Source organism: Sphingobium sp. DC-2, from assembly GCF_000722555.1.
GTDB classification, from domain to species: domain Bacteria; phylum Pseudomonadota; class Alphaproteobacteria; order Sphingomonadales; family Sphingomonadaceae; genus Sphingobium; species Sphingobium quisquiliarum.
Map to the genome: position 1 here is coordinate 1 of NZ_JNAC01000165.1, position 23893 is coordinate 23893.

At 63.6% G+C, this 23893-nt stretch carries 27 protein-coding genes and 1 pseudogene; 15 read left to right on the plus strand and 13 right to left on the minus strand.

Annotated elements, in window-relative coordinates; all coding sequences use genetic code 11:
- The 10 genes and pseudogenes from ET21_RS28090 to ET21_RS27980 all read left to right on the plus strand — a co-directional run.
- Positions 1-1319 (plus strand): annotated as a pseudogene (locus ET21_RS28090) (hypothetical protein); the annotation flags it as partial.
- 24 nt (positions 1320-1343) lie between these two features.
- On the plus strand, positions 1344-1739 hold the full coding sequence (locus ET21_RS0123925) for a hypothetical protein (protein ID WP_030541647.1): 396 nt from the start codon (positions 1344-1346) through the stop codon (positions 1737-1739).
- Positions 1736-3343, plus strand: a complete 1608-nt coding sequence (locus ET21_RS0123930; protein ID WP_030541648.1) for a hypothetical protein — start codon at positions 1736-1738, stop codon at positions 3341-3343. Before ET21_RS0123925 ends, ET21_RS0123930 begins: the two co-directional genes overlap by 4 nt.
- 11 nt (positions 3344-3354) lie before the next feature.
- Positions 3355-4287: a DUF3800 domain-containing protein gene (locus ET21_RS0123935; protein WP_030541649.1), complete on the plus strand. Its 933-nt coding sequence runs from the start codon at positions 3355-3357 to the stop codon at positions 4285-4287.
- A gap of 101 nt (positions 4288-4388) precedes the next feature.
- Entirely contained in the window at positions 4389-5117 is a 729-nt protein-coding gene (locus ET21_RS0123940; RefSeq protein ID WP_030541650.1) for a hypothetical protein, read from the plus strand.
- Positions 5118-5137: 20 nt separating this feature from the next.
- Positions 5138-5572 (plus strand): hypothetical protein, encoded by a 435-nt coding sequence (locus tag ET21_RS0123945; RefSeq protein ID WP_156029347.1) that lies wholly within the window; start codon positions 5138-5140, stop codon positions 5570-5572.
- A gap of 62 nt (positions 5573-5634) precedes the next feature.
- Entirely contained in the window at positions 5635-6150 is a 516-nt protein-coding gene (locus ET21_RS0123950) for a TIGR02594 family protein (protein ID WP_022681144.1), read from the plus strand.
- On the plus strand, positions 6147-6317 hold the full coding sequence (locus ET21_RS27975; RefSeq protein ID WP_022681143.1) for a hypothetical protein: 171 nt from the start codon (positions 6147-6149) through the stop codon (positions 6315-6317). Before ET21_RS0123950 ends, ET21_RS27975 begins: the two co-directional genes overlap by 4 nt.
- A complete protein-coding gene (locus ET21_RS0123960; protein WP_030541652.1) occupies positions 6317-6799 on the plus strand; it encodes a hypothetical protein in 483 nt (160 codons plus the stop codon). The genes ET21_RS27975 and ET21_RS0123960 overlap by 1 nt, the downstream gene beginning before the upstream one ends.
- Positions 6753-6926 carry a hypothetical protein gene (locus tag ET21_RS27980; protein ID WP_156029348.1) on the plus strand — a complete coding sequence of 58 codons (174 nt, stop codon included), beginning with the start codon at positions 6753-6755 and terminating at the stop codon, positions 6924-6926. The genes ET21_RS0123960 and ET21_RS27980 overlap by 47 nt, the downstream gene beginning before the upstream one ends.
- Before the next feature lie 25 nt (positions 6927-6951).
- Here the strand turns inward: ET21_RS27980 and ET21_RS0123970 are convergent, their stop codons facing one another.
- Together ET21_RS0123970 and ET21_RS27985 are read right to left on the minus strand one after the other, a co-directional pair.
- The gene (locus ET21_RS0123970) at positions 6952-7275 is read right to left on the minus strand and encodes a hypothetical protein (protein WP_030541653.1); all 324 of its coding nucleotides are present in this window, start codon (positions 7273-7275) and stop codon (positions 6952-6954) included.
- A 1-nt stretch (position 7276) separates the two neighbouring features.
- Positions 7277-7453 (minus strand): hypothetical protein, encoded by a 177-nt coding sequence (locus ET21_RS27985; RefSeq protein ID WP_156029349.1) that lies wholly within the window; start codon positions 7451-7453, stop codon positions 7277-7279.
- A gap of 165 nt (positions 7454-7618) precedes the next feature.
- Between ET21_RS27985 and ET21_RS0123980 the strand changes: the two genes are divergently transcribed.
- The gene (locus ET21_RS0123980; RefSeq protein WP_037471853.1) at positions 7619-8473 is read left to right on the plus strand and encodes a DNA adenine methylase; all 855 of its coding nucleotides are present in this window, start codon (positions 7619-7621) and stop codon (positions 8471-8473) included.
- A 70-nt stretch (positions 8474-8543) separates the two neighbouring features.
- Here ET21_RS0123980 and ET21_RS0123985 read toward each other — a convergent pair whose 3' ends face one another.
- The 7 genes from ET21_RS0123985 to cyoA all read right to left on the minus strand — a co-directional run bounded on the left by ET21_RS0123985 (position 8544) and on the right by cyoA (position 15456).
- Complete coding sequence (locus ET21_RS0123985; RefSeq protein WP_030541655.1) at positions 8544-9095, minus strand: response regulator transcription factor; 552 nt, start codon at positions 9093-9095, stop codon at positions 8544-8546.
- Positions 9088-10428, minus strand: coding sequence for an ATP-binding protein (locus ET21_RS0123990; protein ID WP_021237910.1), 1341 nt, complete (start codon positions 10426-10428; stop codon positions 9088-9090). Before ET21_RS0123990 ends, ET21_RS0123985 begins: the two co-directional genes overlap by 8 nt.
- Complete coding sequence (locus ET21_RS0123995) at positions 10407-11114, minus strand: SURF1 family protein (RefSeq protein WP_030541657.1); 708 nt, start codon at positions 11112-11114, stop codon at positions 10407-10409. Before ET21_RS0123995 ends, ET21_RS0123990 begins: the two co-directional genes overlap by 22 nt.
- Positions 11111-11485 (minus strand): cytochrome o ubiquinol oxidase subunit IV, encoded by a 375-nt coding sequence (cyoD, locus tag ET21_RS0124000; RefSeq protein WP_030541658.1) that lies wholly within the window; start codon positions 11483-11485, stop codon positions 11111-11113. Before cyoD ends, ET21_RS0123995 begins: the two co-directional genes overlap by 4 nt.
- Positions 11482-12126 (minus strand): cytochrome o ubiquinol oxidase subunit III, encoded by a 645-nt coding sequence (gene cyoC / locus ET21_RS0124005; RefSeq protein WP_021237913.1) that lies wholly within the window; start codon positions 12124-12126, stop codon positions 11482-11484. Before cyoC ends, cyoD begins: the two co-directional genes overlap by 4 nt.
- Positions 12127-12132: 6 nt before the next feature.
- Positions 12133-14151 (minus strand): cytochrome o ubiquinol oxidase subunit I, encoded by a 2019-nt coding sequence (cyoB, locus tag ET21_RS0124010; protein WP_030541659.1) that lies wholly within the window; start codon positions 14149-14151, stop codon positions 12133-12135.
- Positions 14152-14316: 165 nt separating this feature from the next.
- Positions 14317-15456, minus strand: coding sequence for a ubiquinol oxidase subunit II (gene cyoA / locus ET21_RS0124020; protein ID WP_030541660.1), 1140 nt, complete (start codon positions 15454-15456; stop codon positions 14317-14319).
- Positions 15457-15619: 163 nt separating this feature from the next.
- Between cyoA and ET21_RS0124025 the strand changes: the two genes are divergently transcribed.
- Complete coding sequence (locus ET21_RS0124025; protein WP_030541661.1) at positions 15620-16951, plus strand: MFS transporter; 1332 nt, start codon at positions 15620-15622, stop codon at positions 16949-16951.
- 13 nt (positions 16952-16964) lie between these two features.
- Here the strand turns inward: ET21_RS0124025 and ET21_RS0124030 are convergent, their stop codons facing one another.
- From ET21_RS0124030 to ET21_RS0124040, 3 genes are all read right to left on the minus strand, one after another.
- Positions 16965-17804 (minus strand): glycosyltransferase family A protein, encoded by an 840-nt coding sequence (locus ET21_RS0124030; RefSeq protein ID WP_030541662.1) that lies wholly within the window; start codon positions 17802-17804, stop codon positions 16965-16967.
- A gap of 4 nt (positions 17805-17808) precedes the next feature.
- Positions 17809-19077, minus strand: coding sequence for an ammonium transporter (locus ET21_RS0124035; RefSeq protein WP_037471868.1), 1269 nt, complete (start codon positions 19075-19077; stop codon positions 17809-17811).
- Between the two features lie 90 nt (positions 19078-19167).
- Positions 19168-19878 carry a head GIN domain-containing protein gene (locus tag ET21_RS0124040; protein WP_236613012.1) on the minus strand — a complete coding sequence of 237 codons (711 nt, stop codon included), beginning with the start codon at positions 19876-19878 and terminating at the stop codon, positions 19168-19170.
- A gap of 151 nt (positions 19879-20029) precedes the next feature.
- On the opposite strand from ET21_RS0124040, the gene ET21_RS0124045 reads away from it, so the two are divergent.
- From ET21_RS0124045 to ET21_RS0124055, 3 genes are all read left to right on the plus strand, one after another.
- Positions 20030-21610 carry a M28 family metallopeptidase gene (locus ET21_RS0124045; RefSeq protein ID WP_030541665.1) on the plus strand — a complete coding sequence of 527 codons (1581 nt, stop codon included), beginning with the start codon at positions 20030-20032 and terminating at the stop codon, positions 21608-21610.
- A gap of 86 nt (positions 21611-21696) precedes the next feature.
- Positions 21697-22692, plus strand: a complete 996-nt coding sequence (hemB, locus tag ET21_RS0124050) for a porphobilinogen synthase (protein ID WP_030541666.1) — start codon at positions 21697-21699, stop codon at positions 22690-22692.
- 3 nt (positions 22693-22695) lie between these two features.
- On the plus strand, positions 22696-23277 hold the full coding sequence (locus ET21_RS0124055) for a gamma carbonic anhydrase family protein (RefSeq protein ID WP_030541667.1): 582 nt from the start codon (positions 22696-22698) through the stop codon (positions 23275-23277).
- A 66-nt stretch (positions 23278-23343) separates the two neighbouring features.
- On the opposite strand, the gene ET21_RS0124060 is transcribed toward ET21_RS0124055, so the two are convergent.
- Positions 23344-23859 (minus strand): hypothetical protein, encoded by a 516-nt coding sequence (locus ET21_RS0124060; protein WP_030541668.1) that lies wholly within the window; start codon positions 23857-23859, stop codon positions 23344-23346.
- Positions 23860-23893: the final 34 nt, after the last annotated feature.

Sequence of the window (23893 nt, forward strand, 5' to 3'; positions counted from 1 at the left end):
CACACGTTCAACCAGTGAGGAACTGTCCGGGAATTAAGGGGCAACGACACCCGAAATATCGATCGGAGGCCAATAAGTGGGAATATGTCCAGTCCGAAGCGATTAGCTTCGAAAGTTACATTGCGATGGATGGCGAGCCCAAGGAAGAAGAGTATCTGTGTGAGCTCGTGACCGACAAGAACCAGGCGGCGCAGCTGACCGCCTATGAGCTGTTCAACCGGCGCGAGCTTTCAGGGATTAGCATCCCCTGCAAGCCCCGCATGTGGGAGGCCCGGTTGGGTGAAGCCTATCAGGTAATCGATCCGGACACGGGCCTTGATCGACTGTGCGTTGTGGCAGCGATCAGCAAGGATATCGCGAGTGGCACCGTCACACTGACCTTTGAAACGGAGACGACGGAAAAGCACGCTCTTGCTCTCGCCATGACCGGCACAGCGCCGCCTCCGCCGACGCTTGTCCCCCCTGGCGATGCCGATGATGCGAGTTGGGAGAATGGCGGCTCAGGCACGCCGGACGCGCCAACCGGCTGGTCGATGTCTGTTGAGGCGCTGGGCGGCAGTGCTGGCCTGTCGATCGTCGTCACCGGCAGTGCGAGCAGCAGCAATGCGGAGGAAATCACCTTTGAGTATCGGCCCTATGATGCGGGAAATGGTCCCGACGACAATTGGATTGGCGCAAGCCTCGAGCCGTCGACCACCACGACCAAGGTTATCCCTGGTGCCGTCGCCGGCGTCCGCTATGAAGTGTCTGTTCGCTACCGTGTGGCGGGCAATCAGGGCGATCGGCAGATTCTCGGTCCCGAGGCGATTAGCGAGTGGATGGGGGCTGCAGCGCTGATCGATGGCGGCAACACGACGGTCACGGCAGCTGGGGATGATATGTTCTCGATCGTCCGGTCTGTCGCCGGCCCTGGTTGGGATGCTTCGGCGGTCAGCACGACTGGCTTCATGGGCAATGCGGTCGCGCGGATAATCGCGCCGGAAGCGGCGTCCATAGTCATCGGTGGTCTTTCGGCCGCGCCAAACGCCACCGACGATTATGCGGTCGATTTCGGCTTCTTCTTCGATAGCGGAGGTGTGCTGAAGTCGATCGAGGGCGGCGGACAGAACGTCGTCGGGTCGTGGGCGCCCGGCGATGTCCTGTGGGTTGTCCAGTCTGCCGACGGCAGCGCGATATCCTACTGGCAAGGGGCTGAACTGAGGAGTGCCACGCTGCTCCGCTCGATCGGCACCTCCGCCGCGACCCTCTATTTCGACAGCAGCATCTACATCGACGCAGGCGCCGGTTTCTCGGCGGGCCTGTTCCAGCGCCGCACCTGACACCAGTCCACAATCGGAGCAATCATGACCGCCAGCCTCGACCTGACGGCCTCGCGCAACCTTGCGTGGGCGCCGACCATAGACCTGTTCTATCCGGGCGCGGAGCTCCCGCTGGATGGGGCGACCATCAAGATGGAGGTGCGTCTTTATCCGGGGCAGCCCGGCTCCCCGCTGATCATCGGGGAAAGCCTCGCCTTTCAGGATTTGCCGCCTTCGGTCCCCGGCGGGCAGCGCTGCCTTCGCGTCTTCCCCGGCGCAAATCAGGATGCGCTGGCCGCCATGCCGACCGGCCTCAACCAGCCCGAGCCGGGAGAGGCCGACGTCTACGCCTACGACATCATCCTGACCTATGCCGATGGCCAGCAAGACAAGCTGGCGCTCGGTCGCTTCATCCTCGAACCGGGAGTAACCCAGCCTTGAGCACGCAATATTTTAGCGCGCAGGTCGGCGGCCTGCGCGGCCCCGGCCTGACGGAAGAACAGCAGGACAGCGTCGATCAGGCGGTGGCAGATGCGGCCGATGCTGTCGGCAAGGTGTCGCCGATCGCGGACGTGGTGAAAACGGATAACCCCAACGGCTTTTCCGTCACTGATCCGACAGGTCGCGCGCTGCTGCTCGTGGACATGCTCCAGCGCCTCATCCTCGCAGGGCAGGCCAAGCTCATCACCGACCCGCTGGGCGGTGTCTCAGCGACCGATCCGCAGGGCCGGGCCATGTTCGCCTATGACCCGCTCCAGCGAGCTCTGACGGTGTCCGGCGAGATCCGCACGACGAAGAAGCTCAAGACACTGATGCTGGCGGAAATCAGCTTCTTCCCGGCCTATGGCCAAAGCTGGAGCATGGGCTTTGAAAACCTGCTGACGCAGCCGAAGATGCAGCGGTTCGACAATCTGATGTTCGTCGCCGGCGTCCGCACCCAGTCGTTCAACACCAGCGATCCGGACAATGCAGCGCGCTATGCCAGCCTTGCCCCCCTGACGGAGCGGCAGGACGTGGGGTCGCCAAAATACACAACCTTCCTGCCCAACGGTCTGGGGCAGACCATGGCGACCGCGCAGACCGACATGGTGAAGGAACTGCTGGCCTATCACAACAATCTGACGCCCCGCGACATTACGCATCGGCTGCTGTCGTCGACGCCCGGCGACGGCAATATGTCGATCGCGGATCTGTCGAAGGGTGGCGCCTATAATACCTATAACCGTCTGATCGCGCAGGTGGGTGCCGGATATGACCGGGCCGCTGATTTAGGGATGACCTACGACTTCCCGATGATGTCCTGGACGCAGGGCGCCTTTAGCGAAGAGTTGGAGGATGATTACGGCGCGGTGCTGGAGCAGCTGCGCCTCGATGTGCAGACCGACACCGCGGCCGTCTTCACGCGGCGCAATCCGCTGAAGCTGGTGACATGGCAGCGCTATTCGGAGCCGGGCATCACGCCCGCGACGCTCTATGAGGCCTATGTGCAGGCCGCCAAGGATCACGAGCATATCATCTGCGCCGCGCCGTCTTACTTCCTGCCCCGCGTGGCAGACGGCGCGACCCATATCAGCTCGGATGGGACGGATTGGCTCGCCGCCTATTACGGCCTCTCCTATTATCGAGTGGTCATCATGGGCCTGCCCAAGCCGCAGCCGCTCGATACTGTCGCCTTCTATCGCCAGGGCAAGCACCTGCTGGTCGAGTTCAACAATGACTATGCGCTGGAGTTCGATACCGACATCGTCGCGGCCGTGGCGAACATGGGATTCCAGCGCTTCACGTCGCTTGGCATAGAAGTGCCGATCAGCGCCGTCCAGATCGTTGGGCCGAACATCGTCAAGATCAGCTGCGCCACCAACTGGGCCGCATCCGACCGGCTAGTTTATGGCGGCAACGGTGCAGTCGGTGACGACGTTGGCCCCGTCACGGGGAACCGGGGAAATCTGCGCGACAGTCAGGGCGACTGGATCATCTATGACAGAGGATTCCGCAATCTGCCGATGCATAATTGGTGCGTCTGCTTCGACAAGGTCGTGGGCTGAGATGGTGATGCATGGCTCAAAACAATAAGATAAAGGCCTATTCTGCTTCTGCTCTGTTCGGTGGAAAGCTAGGGGGCGATTTACCGGTGAGATACATCTACATCGATGAAGCAGGCACGTCAGCAAACGAGCCCGTCACGGTTGTCGTTGGGGTAATCATCAGCCCAGATGAGCAATATTTCGAAGCTGAGAAGATGGTTGCTGAGGTGCTGGATCGCGTTCCTCTGCAATTCCGATCTAAATTCATCTTTCACGCAAAGAGCATCTGGGGTGATCCTAAATACCGAGACGGTTGGAGCCGCGAAGATCGTAAGAAACTCATCTTGGACATGTGCGATATTCCTCGCCGTCTACGACTGCCCATCGCGTTGGGAAAGGTTCGGAGGGACTCCGGCGGGCAGTCGGTCATAGATCAACGTAACATTCCGATGAAGTTATCTGAATGGCATCATTTCATGGCGTTTGCTGGCTGCCTCGTGCGAGCGGATGCCTACTTGCGCGACTCATGCGGCCCACGCGAGGTTGCTACAGTTATCGCTGAAGATGTGCCAACTATGCGGCAGCGACTGCGTGAAGCCGTCACTGTAGCTAAGGCGATGCGTCCAGCGCTGCCACCAGACCCCAATTTGCTCCGTCCGACGCAGTACGAGCGCGCAACGGGCCGGACGACGCAGCAGATACGCTGGGGTATTGAGCGGATCAGGGACGGCATTCACTTCGCCGAAAAGGGCGACGCGCCTTTTCTGCAAATAGCGGATGCTTGCGCCTTCGCTTTCCGGCGCTTCTTTGCTCAGCAGGATGGGGGTGATGAGCTCGTCCGATCCATCCTCGGATACTCACTTGCCGCTGCCGATTGGAGCGGTCCTATTTCCCAGTCGCTGTTTGACCCGCTCCCAACGGGTACAGTTGCATCGGCCTTTCGTGCCTCGCCTGATCCTATCTGACCGCTAGGCGGGGTCATTCAACATTCGTGAGACAGTGCCCGGAACGCGTTCCGGGCACGTCGCCTATCGCCTTCATCCCTCACTTCTCGGGAGACTTCTACATGCGAATTGAAATTCCCACGGCAACGGTCGTCGATCCTGCCGGCGTCACCGCTTACCCCTTCATCGAAAGCGCAACATCGCTGTTCATCCTCGGCGGCGGCGCACTGTCGTCCGTAAAGAACCGCGCCGGCGGGCCTGACGGCGTTGTCAGCGGCTCGATCCTCTATCAGCCCAGCTATGCCCGCTTCAGCGGCAGCAGCCAGACCAACTATATCCAGACATCTCAGGTCGACATCGGCTTGGCTGACGTGGCGCAGACCCTCATTTCCGTTTCCCGGATGCCGAACCCGGCCAGCGGTGACGCGGTGCCAGGGCGGAGCCTGTTTTCCTCATATAACGGCACCACGAATTTCGGGATTTCGCTGGTCAATACGGGTGGCCTGATGGCGCACGGTGACGGCGTCGATGCCGCCTATTTCGAGGATGGCGGCGCGTATCAGGAAGCGTTCTTCAGGTTCAAAGCTGTCGTCACGGCGCAGGACAATATGAAGCTGGTCGAAGTGGTCGGCGGCAAGCTGGTCATCAGCGAAGACATGGGCATTGAGAGCGCCGTGAATGGCGACAGGCCGCTGCGGATCGGTGGAGACTATTTCGCAGGCGGCTATGATGACACCTGCGATATCGCGATGGTATCGCGGCACGCTGCTAGCCTTACGCTGGAGCAGCTCCAGTATATCTACGACTATGTGAAGGCTTATTACGCCGCGCGCGGCGAGCGGGTGCTCTAAGCAGTTGAGGGGAGACGCGTGTGGCTGATGCGGGAACAGCGGGTGAGGCGGGCGGCATGGTGGCTGGCTGCGTTGCCCTTCTTTACGCCTTTGGCAAAGGGGCTGCCTGGGCGCTGAATTGGAGGGATGCCCGGGCCCGAACGCGGGCGGCCAAGCTGCAGGCGTGGCATGAAGAGCTACAGGCCCGCGAAGAGCAGCAGGACAAGCGCGATCGCGACTATCAGCAGCGGATCGAGACGCAGCTGCGGCGGCTGACGGTGGAAAACCGCGTCCTTCGCCGCGCCTTTGAACTGGTGGCGGAGCCGCTTCGGCGGCTGGAGCCGGATAATCCGAACCTCGCCCGGGCCCAGATGATGCTCGATCGCGCATTCCCGCTCGATCCGGCCATGCCCGAGGATATCGCCTCGCTCGCCGCGATGATCGACCGCCCGGCACCGGAGCCCGAGCGGGTCTGAGGCCGCCATAAAATCCGATCTTTCACGGGCGCTTTTAGCGCCCTTTTTAATGGGGGAATGTGATGAATTCGACCGATCCCGCGTGGCTGCTCGCCGCGCGGCAACTGCTCGGCACGCGTGAAGCTGCTGGCGCTGCCAACAACGGCACCATCCTTGGCTGGGCCAAGCTGCTCGGCATCAAGGTGCTGGGCATCCTCTACAATGCCGACAGCACGCCCTGGTGCGGCCTGTTCGTCGCGCACTGCCTGCGCGTCGCCGGCGTCAATCTGACGGCCATGAAGGTGGGCGTGCGGGCGAAGGCATGGGCGACCTGGGGCAGCGCGATCGCGGCCGATCGGCTCGCGCCCGGGGCAATCCTCGTCTTCGATCGAGCGGGCGGCGGGCATGTCGCCTTTTATGTCGGCGAGGATCCAACGCACTATCATGTGCTGGGCGGCAACCAGGGCGACCGCGTGAGCGTCATGCGGCTGGAAAAAAGCCGCTGCGTCGCGCGGCGTTGGCCGACGCTGGTGCCGGTCATCGGCGGTCCCGTGAAGCTCACGGCTGCCGGCGTGCCCGTGTCCAGGAATGAGGCGTGAGCGCGCTGCGCTGGCTGCGATCGCGCCTGCAGGAGCGATCGACCTTCGTCGGCATCGGGACCGCGATCGGCGCGGCTTCGGTGCTCCCGGCCCCTTGGAGTTGGCTCAGCCTCGCCGTCGGCACGCTCGCCGCGCTGATTCCTGACAAGAATTATGGAGGTGAGTGATGGGAGCGATCTTCTCGCGAATCTGGCCGCATCTGCTCGCCATCGCGGCGATCGCGGCCGTCATCTGGTATATCGACCATCGCGGCTATGAGCGGGCCCAGGCGGATGAGCGCCTTGATCGCGCTGAGACGGCCGCAACCTTCAACATCCTGCTGCGCCGGAGCGAGGGCCGCCTGGCGGCCGTCGTCACCTCGAACGACCGAACCTTGGCCGACAAGATCGCGGCCGTGCGGACCTATCACCGCACCATCATCCAGCCTGCCCTTGAAAAGGAGATCGCGCATGATCCGCTTCTCGCCCGTCCTGATGCTCGCCTGTCTGACGGCGTGCTCCGCGAGCTCAACGCCGCCCGCACCGGCAGCGCCTGTTCCCGCCGAACTGACGGCGGAATTGAGTGCGCCTTGCCCGTTGCTGTCTCAGATCTGGGATCCGCTGGTGGCGACGCTAGTGCGGGTGAGCCAGGTGGACGCCCGCCTCTATGAGGAATGCCGGCTGCATCACGCCGGCGTGGTCAATGCCTATGTGGAGAGCCGGGCCGAGATCATCCGGCACAATGAGGGGCGATCGCCTCCCGCGCCCGCGCGGGCGGACATCATCGACCCTCCCTGAACTGGAGGGGCTGGTCGGATGCCGGTCAGCCTCGGAACCGATTGACGATCCGCTTCCATTCCCGTTCGTCGGGGAGGGTTAGCGTGATTTGCGGGGGCGCATCGACCAGGTCGATCCCCTTCGGCCGAATGCGCTTGCCGAGTCGGCGGGCGCATTCCCGGCACCAGAATTTCTCGCGGGCCGCCCCGAAATTGTCGTCCCATCCTCGGCGGTGGAAGTGCCACCAGATGCCATGAGGGTGGAACAGGCCGAAGTGACCGCACCGGCAGATAACCTTCACCGTGCGGTGCCAAGCCGCCGCCTCGAACAGACAGGTGGCTACCTTCAGCCCGTCTCGATAGCGCGCCACGTCATTTCGTCATGGCGGCCAGTTCATCAAGGCTGGCGTAGCGAACCGCCACGAGCCTTTCCAACCGTGCCGCGATGACCTTCAGGTCGCGGCCGGTAAGGCCGCTATCGTCCACCGTTTCATCGTCCCGCCAGCGTTCGGCAAACTGCCGAAAGCGGGCCTTCAGTTCATCGTCCATTTGGTTCTCCATCCGGTGAGCCAGTGAGTTCCCCGCCTCGGCGGGGGTTGAGGCGCGCCAACGCCTCAAGCCGGCGGAAACGACCCGCCATGTCACCGGCTGGCCTGCCGGATTCATCCCGCCTCCCGGCGCTCGGGAGGGGTGAACAGATATGGAACAAACGTAATGGAGTCGAGTCCGCTTTTTGATGATTTCGTCGCGCCCGTGTCGCCCGTAGCGGCCTATATCGGGGGCAAGAGACGGCTATGGAAGCGCGTCACGCGCGCGATCGACCTGGTGCCGCACCAGTCCTATGGCGAGGTGTTCATGGGCATGGGCGGTGTCTTCCTGCGCCGTGGCAGGCGACCGCGCGCCGAATTTATCAACGACTGGTCGGAGGATGTGTCGACCTTCTTCCGGATCCTGCAGCGCCATTATGTCGCGTTCCTGGACATGCTCCGGTACCAGCTGACGACCAGGAGCAATTTCGAGCGGCTGATGCGGGTCGATCCCTCGACCCAGACCGACCTGGAGCGGGCGGCCCGGTTCCTCTATCTCCAGCGGCTGGCGTTCGGGGGCAAGGTGGCTGGTCGCAACTTCGGCGTCGATTCGGCGAACTCAGGCGCGTTCGATGTGACCAAGCTGCAGCCCATGTTGGAGCAGCTGCACGAGCGGCTTGCCGGCGTAACGATCGAGCGGCTGCCCTGGTCGGATTTCGTGCGGCGCTATGACCGGCCCGACATGCTCTTCTATCTCGACCCGCCTTACTATGGCAGTGAGGGCGACTATGGAGCCGGGATGTTCGATCGCGGCGAGTTCGCCGGGATGGCCGAGCAGCTGCGCGCGATCGACGGACAGTTCCTGATGAGCATCAATGACGTGCCGGAGATCCGCGAGGCTTTTGCCGGCTTCGCCATGGCGACCGTCGATCTGCAATATACGGTAGGCAACGGCTCGCCGGTCGCAGCGCGGGAACTCATAATCACAAACAGTCGTGAGGTGGCGATCGAGCGGCTGGTGCCAACTAATGGGCCGATTTGAGGCTTAGCGCGTCGCTGTCAGGAACTTATGTTTTTGGCTGGTTCCCTTCACCCGCTCCAAGCGTCCTCCTTCATCCGATCTGCCGCTTGGCGAGCTTCCGGGCGAGCGTGCGGCGGTGCATGCCCAGACGCCGCGCGGCTTCGGAGATGTTGAAGTCGCTGTCTTTGAGCACTTCATGAATATGCTCCCATTCCAGGGTCTTGATCGAGGTTGGCCGGGGCGCCAGCGGGGTGGACGCGTCACCCGCCGACCGGGCGAAAGCGGCCTCTATATCATCGGTGTTGGATGGCTTGGCGAGATAGTGGGACGCGCCGAGCTTGATCGCCTCGACCGCCGTGGCGATGCTGGCAAAACCAGTCAGAACGACGATCAGCATTGCCGGATCATGAGCGTGCAAGGCCTGAACGCATACAAGGCCGGATTCCGCGGCCAGTTTCAGGTCGACCACGGCATATTGCGGGTTATGGCTTTCCAGAAGCGCGTTCAGCGCAGCCTGATTGTCAGCGGTGAGCACGCGGTATCCGCGCCGCTCGAACGATCGTTTCAGGGTCCGGGCAAAGGCTTCGTCATCCTCCACCAGGACGAGCAGCCTGTCCTCGCTCCGGGGCTTTTCCTCACTCATCCGCCTGCTCCTCCAGCGCCACGGTGCCCAGCGGCAACCGCATCAGAATGAGCGCGCCGCCGTCCGCGCCATTGCTGGCGCTGACGCTGCCGCCCAGCTTGCGCACCACGTTCACGACCAGAAACAGGCCCATGCCCCGGCCATCGCTGCCCTTGCTGGAGCGGTAGGGCTTGCCGAAGTCGGCCAGCATCGCCTCGCTGAACCCGCTGCCATTATCCCGCACGGCGATGTTCAGCGAATGGCTGTCCCGGCCGACGAGCAGGTCGATATAGCTCGCGCCAGCCTCCCGCGCATTGTCCAGCAGGTTGCCGATCGCTTGCCGGATCACCGGATCGGCGACGATGCGTGGATAATCATGCGGGCCAAAGTCGCAATGCAGCGGCATGCCGGGATTGGCCGTCCGCCAATCCCTTGCAATGCCTTCCATGAAATCGCGCACGTTGGTGACTTCGGGCGCTTCGCCGCGCGCTTCGCCAGCGGACAGCAGAATGCCGGTCACGATCGCCTTGCAGCGTTGGACCGCCGCCTGCATTTCCTCCACCTCTTCCTTCAGCGCTGGGTGGCCGCTGATCTCCGGCATGTGACGCCAGTCGCCCAGTACCACGGCGAGTTGGGACAGCGGCGTTCCAAGCTCATGCGCCGCACCCGAAGCGAGCAGGCCCATGCGGACGATATGTTCCTCCTCTGCCGCCTGTTGCCGCAACCGCGCCAGATAGGCTTCGCGCGCCTGGAGGTTGCGGGCCACCGGGGTCATGAACAGCACCAGCAGAACCGCGATCATCGTCAGGCAGATCCATGTGCCTACGATGTGCAGGTCGAACAGATGTCCTTCCAGCGCGTCGGTCAGATGCAGCGGCCGGTAGACGAAGGACAGCATTGCAATACAGAGCGCCGACATGATGACGATGCCCCAGATGCTCCAGCGATCAAGCAGCACCGCGCCGAGAGCGACCTGTAGAAGGTAAAGCGAGATGAACGGGTTGGTCGCGCCGCCGCTCAGGTAAAGCTGCACCGTCAGCAGCAGGACGTCGAACAGCAGCGCCACGAACAGTTCCGCATGGGCAACGTCGGTGCGGCGGCGCAGCGCGGCGAAGGTGACGATGTTCACCGCGGCGGCGATGCTGGCGACCAGCAGCATCGCCAAGATGGGCAGGCTGATGCCCATGCCCCAATGCACGAACAATATGGTCACGATCTGCCCGGCGATGGCCACCCATCGCAGTTGCACCAGCAGCGCCATATTCTTGCGCCCAGCGGCATCCGCGGGCCACTGGCCCGGCAGCCAGCGGCCGCTTATAGATGGGCGCAGCTTCACGCGTGGCGCGCTTTCCATTCATGACGCATCACGACTATGTAGGCGCCCGCCACCATCGCCGCCAGCGCGAACCATGTGATCGCATAGGGCAGGTGATTGTTGGGAAAGCGGACCACTGTCAGTCCTCCCACAGGAAAGCCGTTGGCGGGAACCGCCTGCTCCTGATCGACGAAATAATTGGCCACCGGCGCAGGGAGGCTCTTGGCGCGCGCGATTGCTTCCACATCACGCGAATACCAGCGGCCGCCGCTGGGATCGTTGGCGCGCAGGAAGCCGCCGCCCGGCTCCGTCAGGCGCAACAGGCCGGTCACGCGCACAACGCCGCCGGGCCGCGCATAGCTGGAGCGTTCCTCGGATGGCACGAAGCCGCGATTAACGATCAGGGTAAAGCCGCGATCCGTGCGCAACGGCGTCATCACCCAATATCCCAAGCCGCGCACCGTCGATGCCTGCACCAGTGCCGCACGGTCATGCAGGAATGTGCCGCGCGCCGTGACTCGCAGATAGGCATCGTCGCTACCGGCGGATGAAGGGGCAGGGCGTGCCGGCGCATGGATGCGTGTTTCGACCTGATGGATCAGCGCCCGCTTCCAGTGGAGGCGCTGGATCTGCCATACGCCCAGGCTGACGAGCCCCGCGAACAGAAGGGCGGCGGCGATCGAAAAACCAATCAGGAAACCCGTCGCCCGCCGCCTTGCCGTCACGGCATCTGGCTCATGTCATGCGGGGACATGGCCTGCATCTGGGGCATCATGTTGGTGTTCAGGTGGTACATGACCCACATCGATCCCGCGAGGGTGATGACAACCAGGACGATGGTAAAGATCAGCGCCATCATCGTCCACCCGCTTTCCGACCGCGTATTCATGTGCAGGAAGTAGATCATGTGGACGATGATCTGCACCACGGCGAAAGCCATGATGACGATCGCGGTGGTCTGCGGATTGGCGAAGGCGCCGGTCATCACCAGCCAGAAGGGGATGGCGGTCAGGATGACGGACAGGCCAAAGCCGATCATGTAGCTGCCGAAGCTGCCATGGCTGTGCCCGGCGTCGTGCTGGTCGTGCGCGCTCATCGCAGCATCCCCATGAGATAGACGAAGGTGAAGACGCCGATCCACACGACGTCAAGGAAGTGCCAGAACATGCTGAGGCACATGAGGCGGCGCTGGTTCGCGGGGATCAGCCCTTTCTTGGCGACCTGCGCCATCAGCGTCACCAGCCAGATGATGCCGAAGGTGACGTGCAGGCCGTGCGTGCCGACCAGCGCGAAGAAGGCGGACAGAAATCCCGACCGCATCGGCGTCGCGCCTTCATGGATGAGATGCGCGAACTCGTACATCTCGATGCCCAGGAAGGCGAGGCCGAACAGGCCGGTGATGGCCAGCCAGCCCTGCGTGGCGGCGACCCGGTTCTTTTCCATCGACAGCATGGCAAAGCCGTAGGTGATGGAGGAAAAGAGCAGCATCGCGGTGTTCAGCGCGACCAGCTCCAGGTCGAACAGGTCCTTGGGGCCGGGCCCCGCCGCATAGCTGCCGCCCAGCACCGCATAGGTGGCGAACAGGCAGGCGAAGATGAGGCAATCGCTCATCAGGTACATCCAGAAGCCCAGCATGGTGCTGGACCCTTCGGGATGATGTGGTTCTTCCGCCAGGTGGAAGAGGGGATTGCCGTCCTTGTCCAGGAAGGCAGGGTCTATGGTGGATACACTAGCCATGATGGTTCAGCCCTGCATCGCGAGCTGACGCATGTGCTCGCCTTCGGTGCGTTCCACCACATCCTCGGGGATGTAATAGTCGCGCTTGTAGTTGAAGGTGTGGCCGATCGCGACGGCCAGGATGCCGATGAAGCTCAGCCCCGCGAGCCACCACATATACCAGATCATGCCGACCGCGAAGGCCACGGACAGGCCGCCTAGGATGATGCCCGTCCCGGTGTTGCTGGGCATGTGGATCGGCCGGTAGCCGCCCGTGGGCCGCTGATAGCCGCGCTTCTTCATGTCGGCCCATGCGTCGGTGTCGTGAATGACCGGCGTGAAGGCGAAATTATAGTCGGGCGGCGGCGAGCTGGTCGCCCACTCCAGCGTGCGGCCATCCCACGGGTCGCCGGTCGTGTCGCGCAGCTTGTCGCGGTTGATGATGCTGACCGCGAACTGGATGAACATGCAGGCGATGCCGCCAGCGATCATGAAGGCGCCCAGCGCAGCGATCTGGAACCAGATCTGCAAGCTTGGATCATCGAACACGCGCATGCGCCGGGTAACGCCCATCAGGCCCAATATGTAGAGCGGCATGAACGCGACCCAGAAGCCGACCACCCACAGCCAGAAGCTGCGCACGCCCCACTTCTTGTCCAGCTTGAACCCGAACGCCTTGGGCCACCAATAGTTGATCGCCGCGAACAGGCCGAACAGCACGCCGCCGATGATCACGTTATGGAAATGCGCGATCAGGAACAATGAATTGTGCAGCACGAAGTCGGCAGGCGGCACCGCCAGCAGCACGCCGGTCATCCCCCCGACCACGAAGGTCAGCATGAAGGCGACTGTCCACATCATCGGCAGTTCGAACCGGATGCGGCCGCGATACATGGTGAACAGCCAGTTGAACAGCTTCGCCCCGGTCGGGATGGAGATGACCATCGTCGTGATGCCAAAGAAGCTGTTCACGCTGGCGCCCGATCCCATGGTGAAGAAGTGGTGCAGCCAGACGAGATAGCTCAGGATCGCGATGACGACCGTCGCATAGACCATCGACGAATAGCCGAAGAGGCGCTTGGACGAGAAGGTCGATGTCACTTCGCTGAACACGCCGAACAGCGGCAGGATCAGGATGTAGACCTCCGGGTGGCCCCAGATCCAGATGAGGTTCACATACATCATCGGATTGCCGCCCATGTCGTTCGTGAAGAAGGCGGTGCCGACATAGCGGTCGAGGCTCAGCAACGCGAGAACGGCGGTCAGAACCGGGAAGGCGGCGACGATCAGCACGTTGGACAGCAGGGACGTCCACACGAAGATGGGCAGCTTCATCATCGTCATGCCGGGGGCGCGCATCTTGACGATGGTCGCGATCAGGTTGACGCCCGACAATAATGTCCCGACGCCCGCCACCTGCAAGCCCCAGATATAATAGTCCACTCCGACGCCCGGCGAGTAGGCGATGCCCGACAGCGGCGGATAGGCCAGCCAGCCGGTCCGCGCGAATTCACCCACGAACAGCGACATCATGGTGATGACGGCACCGGCCGTCGTCATCCAGAAGCTGAAATTGTTGAGGAAGGGAAAGCTCACGTCCCGCGCGCCGATTTGCAGCGGAACCATATAGTTCATGATCCCGGTGATCATCGGCATCGCCACGAAGAAGATCATGATGACGCCGTGCGCCGTGAAGATCTGATCATAGTGATGGGCGTTCAGATAGCCTTCCGAGCCATTGAACGCCCAGGCCTGCTGGATGCGCATCATGATCGCGTCGGCGAAACCGCGCACGAACATGATGAGGCCCAGGATCATGTACATGATGCCGATGCGCTTATGGTCGACGGTCGTGAACCAGTCGCGCCACAGCATGCCCCATAGCCGGTATTTGGTGACCAGCCCCAATATGGCGGCGCCCCCCACGGCGACCGCGAGGAAGGTGGCGATCAGGATCGGCTCGTGGATCGGGATGGCGCTCCAGTCGAGGCGGCCGAAGACCAGCTTCCAGATGCCGCTATTTTCGGAGGCGGGATGGGGAGACATAGGGTTCAGGGCCTCTGGAGAAAGGTGTGGGGGAGTGCTTGGTTCAGCGGCACATCGGGCGCAAAGGCCCGTTCGTTTCGAGCGCAGTCGAGGAACATTGGCATCGCGCTTCCCATGTCTTGGCTACGCGTGACACGAATGGAGGCAGGCGGGGCTGCCGGCATCTTACTGGCCATGATGCCCCATATGCCCATCGGCATCCTTCTGCCCCGGCGCTTCATTGCCCTGTGCTGCGGGCGTGCGCCCGGCGGCAGGGGTCATCCCTGCGGGCTGAGCGATTTCGCCGCGCTTTCCGGGCGGAAGGGGATGGAAGCCGCCGACATCGATCGTGCCGTCATGGCGCAGCCCCTGGGTGTCATGCGCCGACTCCTTGCCCGCGCCGCCATGCATGTCGGTCATCATGACCTCGTCCATGCAGCGCTTGCCCGGCTGGGCGCACATGTTGAGCGCGGCATGGAACAGCTTTGGCTCGACACTGCTGAAATAGAGCGGCGGCACTTTCTCGCTCGGCTGCTCCAGCTTCACATAGGCGGCCCGGTCCAGCTTCGCGCCGCTCGCCTTCACCTTGGCCACCCACTGGTCGAACCCGGCCTGATCCATTGCATGGAAGCGGAAGCGCATGTTGGAAAAGCCCGCGCCGGAATAATTGGCCGAAAAGCCTTCGAAATTGCCCGGCTTGTTCGCTACGGCGTGCAGGACGGTTTGCATGCCGGGCATGGCGTAAATCTGCCCGGCGAGCGCGGGCACGAAGAAGCTGTTCATCAACGTCGATGACGTGATCTTGAACTCGATCGGCTGATCGACCGGCGCGGCCAGTTCGTTGACGGTGGCGATCCCCAGTTCGGGATAGATGAACAGCCATTTCCAATCGAGCGCGACCACTTCGACTTGGAGCCGCTTCGCCGCCGGTTCGACCTTCCGCTCGGCATTGATGCGCTCGATCGGGCGATAGGGGTCAAGCAGATGCGTGCTGGTCCAGGTGATCGCGCCAAGCGCGATGATGATCAGCAGCGGCGCCGACCAGATCAGCAGTTCAAGGCTGGTCGAATGGTCCCAGTCAGGATCATAATCCTTCGCCTTCGCCCTTTCCCGGTAGCGCCACGCGAACCAGACCGTCATCGCCATCACCGGCAGGATGATCAGCAGCATCAGCAGCGTCGACACCAGAATGAGGTCGCGTTGCTGCACAGCGACATCGCCCGCTGGTGACATGACGACCCAGTCGCACGCGCCCAGAGGCAGCAGCAACACAGGGGCAAATCGGCGGAAAACAGCGGTTGACGGGATGAGTCGGCGAACGGTCATGCTGGCCGAATAGGGGGGAGGGGAGGGGTTCGACATTGGACCTTTTGTCCTATCCCCTCGCGGGTGCGAAATCATGCATGGCCCCTTTCGACCACCGGGATGATTCGCCGTGCCGCAGCGATGCTGCATGGATTTCCCGCAGCATGAAGGCCAGCGACACCCCATGACTTCCGCGACGACCACGCCGTCTTCCACGTCGATGGAGCGCGATGCCCGCAACGTCACCGCGCGTGACAAGCGGGTTGCGCCTGGCGAGATCGCCATTGGCGTGATCATCGGCCGGACTTCGGAATTTTTCGATTTCTTCGTCTATGCCATCGCGTCCTGCATCGTCTTTCCCGCGCATGTCTTCCCTTATCTGAGCCCGCTGTCGGGCACGATCTGGTCCTTCGCCATCTTCGCGCTCGCCTTCGTCACGCGGCCGATCGGCTCCTTCCTCTTCATGGCGATCGACCGGGCCTATGGGCGCGGCGTGAAGCTGACCATCGCGTTGTTCCTCCTTGGCGGATCGACGGCCTTCATCGCCTTTCTTCCGGGATATGAGACGATCGGCGTCTGGTCGGCGGTGCTGCTCGCCGCGTTCCGCGCGGGGCAGGGCATCGCGCTGGGGGGAACCTGGGACGGGCTGGCCTCGCTGCTGTCACTCAACGCGCCATCGAACAAGCGCGGCTGGTATGCGATGATGCCGCAGCTTGGCGCGCCCATTGCCCTGCTGGTGGCCAGCGGCCTCTTCGCCTTCTTCCTGTCCACCCTGTCACGCGCTGACTTTATCGAGTGGGGCTGGCGCTATCCCTTCTTCGTGGCGTTCGCGATCAATGTCGTCGCGCTGTTCGCCCGGTTGCGCATCGTCGTCACCCATGAATTTGAACGGCTGTTCGAAGCGCGCGAATTGCAGCCGTCGCCGGTCGTCGAAACGGTGCGCAACGAAGGCCGCAACATCGTGATCGGCGCCTTCGCCCCGCTGGCGAGCTTTGCCCTGTTCCACATGGTCACCGTCTTCCCGCTCAGTTGGATCGCGCTCTACACGGATCAGCCGCTGGAGCGCTTCCTCGTGATCGAGGCGATCGGCGCGTGCGTCGGCATCCTGGCCATCATCGTGTCGGGTTTCGTCGCTGACATGGTGGGCCGCAGGTCTCTGCTCGGCTGGTCGGCGCTCGGCATCGGCATTTTCAGCATTCTCGCCCCGCTGCTGCTGAACGGAGGAGAACTGGCGGAGATCGCCTTCATGATCCTGGGCTTCATCCTGCTGGGGCTGAGCTTTGGCCAATCATCGGGCGTGGTCGCCTCCAACTTCGCCAGCGCGACGCGTTACACGGGGTCCGCGCTGACGTCCGACCTTGCCTGGCTGGTGGGCGCGGGTTTCGCTCCGCTCGTCGCGCTGCTGCTGTCGAGCAATTTCGGGCTGGCGGCGTCTGGCGCCTATCTGCTGTCGGGCGCGATCGTCACGGGCCTTGCCCTGTTCATCAACAAGGAACTGGCTGGCAAGGATCGCTGAGGGTCGAGGGGCTCTATGCCCTCATCCGTTTCAGGGCTTGCCGGTCGAACCACCATGCCGTGCCGCGACGGGGTCTGAACCGCTCAAGCCAGAGCGGATATAGGTCGGCGAGGCGCGGGGGCAGCCCGTCCGGGCCGATGCGGCTCATAATGTCGGACACGATCCGGTTCTGGTAGAAGCGCACGGAATAGTTGATCAGCCGCCGATATTGCATCCGCCAGCTTGCCGGACTGGTCAGTCGCACCGGATCGCAGAAGAAACCAGCGTCTTCACAAGCAACTACCCGGTCAAGGCTCCAGGCCGCATCCGATTGCAGGTCCGTATAGGCCCAGGCCGCGACCAGACCATCATCGCCGATCAGATCCTGCGGCAGATGAAGCCCGCGATCGCGGATCCGCTGGACGAAGCTGCCCGACAGAGCATAAAGGTCCCCGAACAACCCGCCTTCCTCGCGCAGCATGCGGCGATAGTGGCTGGCGAGCCTTCCGTTCATCGGCATTCCGGCGGCTGCATTGACCTGAGGATGCCCGGCCAGAGCCGACAGCAGCGCATTGATGGAGCCTTCTGCGATCCGAGCGTCGCCGTCCATGCAGATGACCGCATCCTCATGTCCCGCGAGCAGGTCATGCACGAAATGATTCCACGTCCGCGACTTTCCGCCGAAAGTGAGGTCATGCACGATCACGTTGGCCCGTCCCGCCGCTGCCTCCCGCGCGCGTGAGGCGGTCGCGTCAGTCGATCCGTTCACCAGCACATGAAAGACTATATCGGCGCGGTCGAGCGGCAGCGAACGCAGGCAAGCGGCGATCCTCTGTTCCTCCTGATGCGCGAAGATGCCGGCGGCGATGCGCATGGTGTCAGCGGAAATCCCAGGCCTGCTGGCCATGCTGCACACTGTCCAGCCCGTCCGCTTCCTCCTGGGCCGTACCACGCATGGGCAGCAGCACGGACAGGATCAGCGCGGCGATGGCGGAACCAGCCATCGACCATAGCACCACCACCCCAACGCCAGCCGCCTGCGACGCGAGCGCGCCGGTCAGGCTGATGCCCGGCTCAAACCCGGCCCCGCCCATCACCGGCAGCACCATCACAGGCATCAGCATCACGCCGGTCAGCCCGCCCAGTCCATGGATCACGAAGACATCGCACCCATCGTCGATCCGTTTGGCGAACGCAGCCTTGCCAGCCCGGCAGACGAGCACCGCCACGATGCCGGTCAGGATCGCGCCGCCCGTACCGGCAAGAGCGCCCGAAGCGGATATGGCGGCAAGCCCCGTCAGCGCTCCCGACAACGGCCCCGTGGCGGACGGTTTCCCTCCCGCGAGGCGGTCTATGAGCATCCAGCAAAGCGCGCCGGAGCAGGCCGCGAAATGAGCGTTCAATATGGCGGCCGCCGCGTCGCCGGTAGCGCCCAATGCCCAGCCGCCGAGTGCTCCCGTCCATCCCATCCATATGAGCGCGCCGCCCGCGATGCTGAGCAAGGGCGCATGGCCAGCGTCCGGCGATGAGCGCCGCCGCCCGATCATCAGCATGAGCGCCAGGCCGGAAAAGCCCGCGCTGACATGGACCACCAGAGCGCCCGCGAAGTCCATGACGCCAAGCCCTGCGAGCCAGCCGCCGCCCCAGATCCAATGGGCCACCGGAGCATAGACGATGAGCAGCCAGAGCGGCGCGAGCGCAGCCATCCAGCCCAGACGCGCCCGCCCTGCCACCGCGCCCGGCAGCAGGCAGGCGGCGAAGACCGCCAGGCTCATCTGGAAAAGGACGAAAGCGGATTCGGGGACCGTCATCCCCTCTTGCAAGGGGTTGAGGTTCGCCAGCAGCATATTGGCTCCTCCGCCAAGCCAGCTGCTTCCCGGCGCATAGGCTAGGCTGTAGCCCGCAATCCCCCAGACCAGCGACGCACCAGCAGCCACGGCGGCGGTTTGCGCTGCGATGGCAAGGCCGTTGCGTACATTGACGAGCCCCATGTGCCGCAGCGCCAGTCCCGGCAGGGCGGCAAGCAGCACCAGAAGGCCGCACAGCATCATCCAGCCCGTATCGCCGCTATCGGCAACCGCCACCTGCGCACCGGCGGGCTGCGGGGCTGCGACGAAGAGGAAGAGGAGCAACAGGCGAGCGAACATCGGCATATCCGGCGGTCTATATTCCAGCCGTCCTACCCGCCGCCGGGTAAACAAGTTGATAAGCAAAGCGCCATGCGAGGGCGCAAGGCGCTAATAGGCCTTGCCGCCGCAGGAAATGCGTCCCGTGCCGCGATTTTCGACCTGGCAGGCGGCTTTGCCGAGGACAGTGACATCGCCCGATCCCGATGCGGTCACCTTTGCCGTGACATCGGCGGTCAACGCGATGTTGCCCGGCCCGTCATTGCCGACCGTCGCTTGCCTGACATGCAGTTCTTCCGCCGCCACCGCGCCGGGGCCGTTCACCCGCACCGTCGCCATGCCAGCCCGCCCGGCGAGCGTGACCCGGCCAGCGCCAGCAAGGCCCAGGTTCAACTGGTCGACATCGATGGCGGCAACGCTGATGTCGCCATTGCCGCCCAGGATGATGTCGCCGCGCCCGCCCCTGATCCGGCTGACCGACACGGACCCGCCGCCTGTCAGGACGATTCGCGACAGGTCCCCGGTGGAAAGGCGCAAGGTAGCGCGTCCGCCGCCCTTGTCGCCAGACGGGCTGCGGTCCAGCGACACCGTCAGCAAGCGTCCCGACACGTCGATGCGCAGCCGGTCGATCAGGCTCTGGTCGCCTTCGATCCGTGCCGAAGCGCCCGCTCCGGTGGTGACGATGACCTCGACGGGCGCATCGACCCGGATCGCGCTGAAACTGGTGATGGTGTAGCCGCGCGTCGCCGCCGCGGCAGGATGGCTGAGCAGAAGGATCGCACAGAAAGCGAACCAGTTCCTCGATAGCCTTGCGATGCGCACCAGCCCGTTGCTCCTGCCCGATAAGCCTTTAAGCTCCGACTGATAGCTTCCTCTGCTGGCGCTGCAAGGGCAGGTGGCGGCTTCAAGCCCCTTCGTTCGTCGGAGGCGTTGGGGCAAGATCATGTCCGGCGCGATGGGAGGCTGATCAATCATGCGCATATTGTTCCTGGCATTGGGCCTGCTGGCGATCGCCGATGCTCCTGCCATCGCGCAGGACAGGGCGGCGCGATGGTGGTCCCATGTCGAAGCGTTGGCGAGCGATGCGAATGAAGGCCGGGCGACGGGCTCCCCCGGTTATGATCGCGCCGCAGACTATGTGATCGGCCAGTTCCGCGCGCTTGGGTTGAAACCTGCCGGGGCGGAAGGCTACCGCCAGCCGATTTCCTTCGTCGAACAGAGAATATCGGCGGAAGAGAGCAGGGCAATCCTGATCGGGCCAACAGGGGAAAGGCCGCTTTCCACGCCGGGCGACATCATCTTTTCGGCCGCCGGTGGCCCCCTGCCGCAGTCGCTGGACGCGCCGTTGCTGTTCGCAGGTTATGGGCTGCATTTGCCGGAGGCCGGGCATGACGATTTCGCCGGGCTGGACGTCAAGGGCAAGATCATCGTCGTGATTTCGGGTGGTCCCAGGACGATTTCGGGCGCGCTTAAATCCCATGCCCGGTCCGATCGGGCGGCATGGCTTGCCCGCAGGGGCGCGGCCGGCCTCATTACGCTGGTCACGCCCAGGCAGGTGGAGATTCCATGGGAAAGGCGAATGGCGCTTTCCACTCAGCCAGCCCTGTTCTTCAAGGACGCATCGCTGCGCGACAGCGCCACGCCCTTCGTCACGGCGCAGTGGGACCCGGCCAGGTCGGCCCTCCTGTTCGAAGGCAGCGGCAAGGACTTTTCCGCCATCGCGGCGGCTGCCGATGCGTCCGCACCGGTGCCGTCCTTTCCACTTGCCCAGCGTCTGAAAGCCGACATCGCCAGCCGCCGCGCTGATCTGTCATCCTCCAATATCATCGCGGTCATGCCCGGCGCCGATCCGCAATTGAGGAACGAATATGTTATCCTGTCCGCGCATCTGGACGGCTATGGCGTGGGCACCCCGATCAGGGGAGACGCGATCTACAATGGCGCCCTGGACAATGCATCAGGGGTGGCGAGCCTGATCGAGATCGCGCGCGCCCTGCGGGAGGGGAAGGAAAAGCCTCGCCGCTCCATCCTCTTCGCGATCGTGACGGGGGAAGAGAAGGGGCTGCTTGGCTCGCGCTATTTCGCGCGGCGGCCGACGGTTTCGCGCAAGGCGATTACCGCCAACCTCAATTTCGACATGGCTCTGCCCATCTTTCCGCTCACCAGCGTCACGCCCATCGGCTATGACCAGAGCAGCTTGGGCGATGCGGCCGCCGCCGTCAGCACAGAGATGAAGCTGCCGATCACACCCGATCCCTTTCCCGATCGCAACGTGTTCATCCGTTCGGACCAGTATAGTTTCATCCGCGAAGGCATCCCCGCTCTCTTCTTCAAATATGGTTTCAAGGCGGACAGCCCGGAAGCCACAGTGGAAAAGGCGTGGCGCGCCAATATCTACCATTCGCCCTTCGATGACGCGCGGCAACCCGTCCTCCCCGCCGAGTCGGTCAAGCTCAACGACTATGTCACCGCTGTCACGCTGCGCGTCGCCAATGCGGATGAGCGTCCTCAATGGAACAAGGACAGCTTCTTTCGCCGCTTTGCCGGGGAATGAAAAAAATGCGCGTGTGCGGCATCGCTGCGGCGGGAAGGCTTCACCGGAACCTTGATCGGCCTCCCATGGCGGCCTAGACCGCGCGGATGAGCTATGCCCCTTATCCGGCGCTTCGCCTGCGCCGTACTCGCGCCGCGACATGGAGTCGCGCCATGCACGCGGAAAATCGCCTTCATCCCAGCGACCTCCTCTGGCCGTTGTTCGTGACTGATGGAGAAGGTGTGGAAGAACCCATCGCATCGCTTCCCGGCGTGTCGCGCTGGTCCGTCGACGGCATCGTCGCCCGCGCCAGGGAAGCACGGGACGCGGGTATCCCCTGCCTCGCCCTCTTTCCCAATACGCAGCCGGACCGGCGCAGTGACGATGGCGCGGAGGCGCTCAATCCCGACAATCTCATGTGCCGCGCGATCCGTGCGATCAAGGATGCGGTGCCCGGCATCGGCATCCTGACCGATGTGGCGCTTGACCCCTATACTGTCCATGGGCAGGACGGGCTGCTGGACGAGGCGGGCTATGTCGTCAATGACGCGACGATCGACGTTCTGATCGGCCAGTCGCTCAATCAGGCCGCCGCCGGTGCCGACATCATCGCGCCCAGCGACATGATGGACGGCCGCGTCGGCGCGATCCGCGAGGCGCTGGAGGAGGAGGGGCACGCCAATGTCCAGATAATGGCCTATGCCGCCAAATATGCGAGCGCCTTTTACGGTCCATTCCGCGATGCGGTGGGCTCGCGCGGGCTGCTGAAGGGCGACAAGAAAAGCTATCAGATGGACCCCGCCAACAGCGAGGAAGCGCTGCGCGAAGTGGCGCTGGACCTGGCCGAAGGCGCGGACAGCGTCATGGTGAAACCGGGGCTACCCTATCTGGACATCATCGCGCGGGTGAAGGACGCCTTTTCCGTGCCGGTCTTCGCCTATCAGGTGTCGGGCGAATATGCGATGATCGAGGCGGCCGCCGCTGCGGGCGCGGGCGACCGCGACGCGCTGGTGCTTGAAACGCTGCTGGCCTTCAAGCGCGCGGGTTGCTCGGGCGTCCTTACCTATCACGCGCTCCACGCCGCGCGCCTGCTGGGAGCCTGAGGCATGGCCGGTCATCTGTCCGCCGATCATCCCGGCGTCACCATCCTGCCCTTCAACGGCAAGACGCCGGTCATCGATCCCAGCGCCTTCATCGCGCCTGGATGCCACATTATCGGCGATGTGGAGATCGGGGCCGATGTCAGCATCTGGTATAATTGCGTGGTCCGGGCCGATGTGAACATCATCCGCATCGGCGCGCGCACCAATATCCAGGACGGCACCGTCCTCCATTGCGACAGCGGAAGTCCGGGTAATCCGCCCGATGGATGGCCCACTATCATCGGGGAGGAAGTGCTGATCGGGCATATGGCCATGGTTCATGGCTGCGTGCTTAAGGATCGCGCCTTTGTGGGCCTCGGCAGCATCGTCATGAGCGGATGCACGGTCGAAAGCGATGCCATGCTTGCCGCGGGCGCGCTGCTCGCGCCGGGCAAGACCGTGCCGCATCGCCAGCTATGGACCGGCCGCCCCGCCGGATATGCGAGAGACCTGACTGACGAGGCGCTGATCACCATGCGCGAGAGCGTCGACCATTATGTCCATAATGGGAAAGCGCATAAAGGCGCGCTCAAAGCGGACGGTTGACAGGAGGCGGCGGAGGCCGATGGCGCGGTCCGCGCTTCCTATCTAGGTAAGCTGACGGACAGGCGCTCAGGGCTGCGCGAGTCTGCTCTTGAGCGCATCGACCCGGTCATTCTGCGAATCCACGATCGCCAGCGCCGATGCGCGGGCGGCGTCGATCTGCTCCACGCCGCCGCTGGCCTTTCCATCGGCGATGGCGTTGTTTCGCTCGACATAGAGAACATCCAGGCTGGCGAGCGCCGATACGCTGTCGTTGCGCGCCGCTTCCAGCGCGCTGAGCGAAGTTTGCGCCGCCACCCATGCTTCGCTGGCGACCGCTGACCCCGATGCCGCGCGGACGGCGCGTTCGGCAGCCGGATAGGCCTTGTCGAAGGCGGCGGCTCCGGCTTGCGCCTGAGCGGTCAGCTTGCTGACCTGCGCCTGCACGGCGGGGTCCGTCTGCGCCACGGCAGGCGCGGCGGCGGCCGGTTCGCCCATCGGCGCATTCTCGATCGAACGCTTGGCGAGCGAGGGGTAGCCGGTCAGCGTCCCCGCGCAGCCGGACAGGAAAAGGGCGAGGGAGGGCAGCAACCGGCGCAGCATCATGGGGCACTCATCTAGGCAAGCTGCGGGCGGCGCG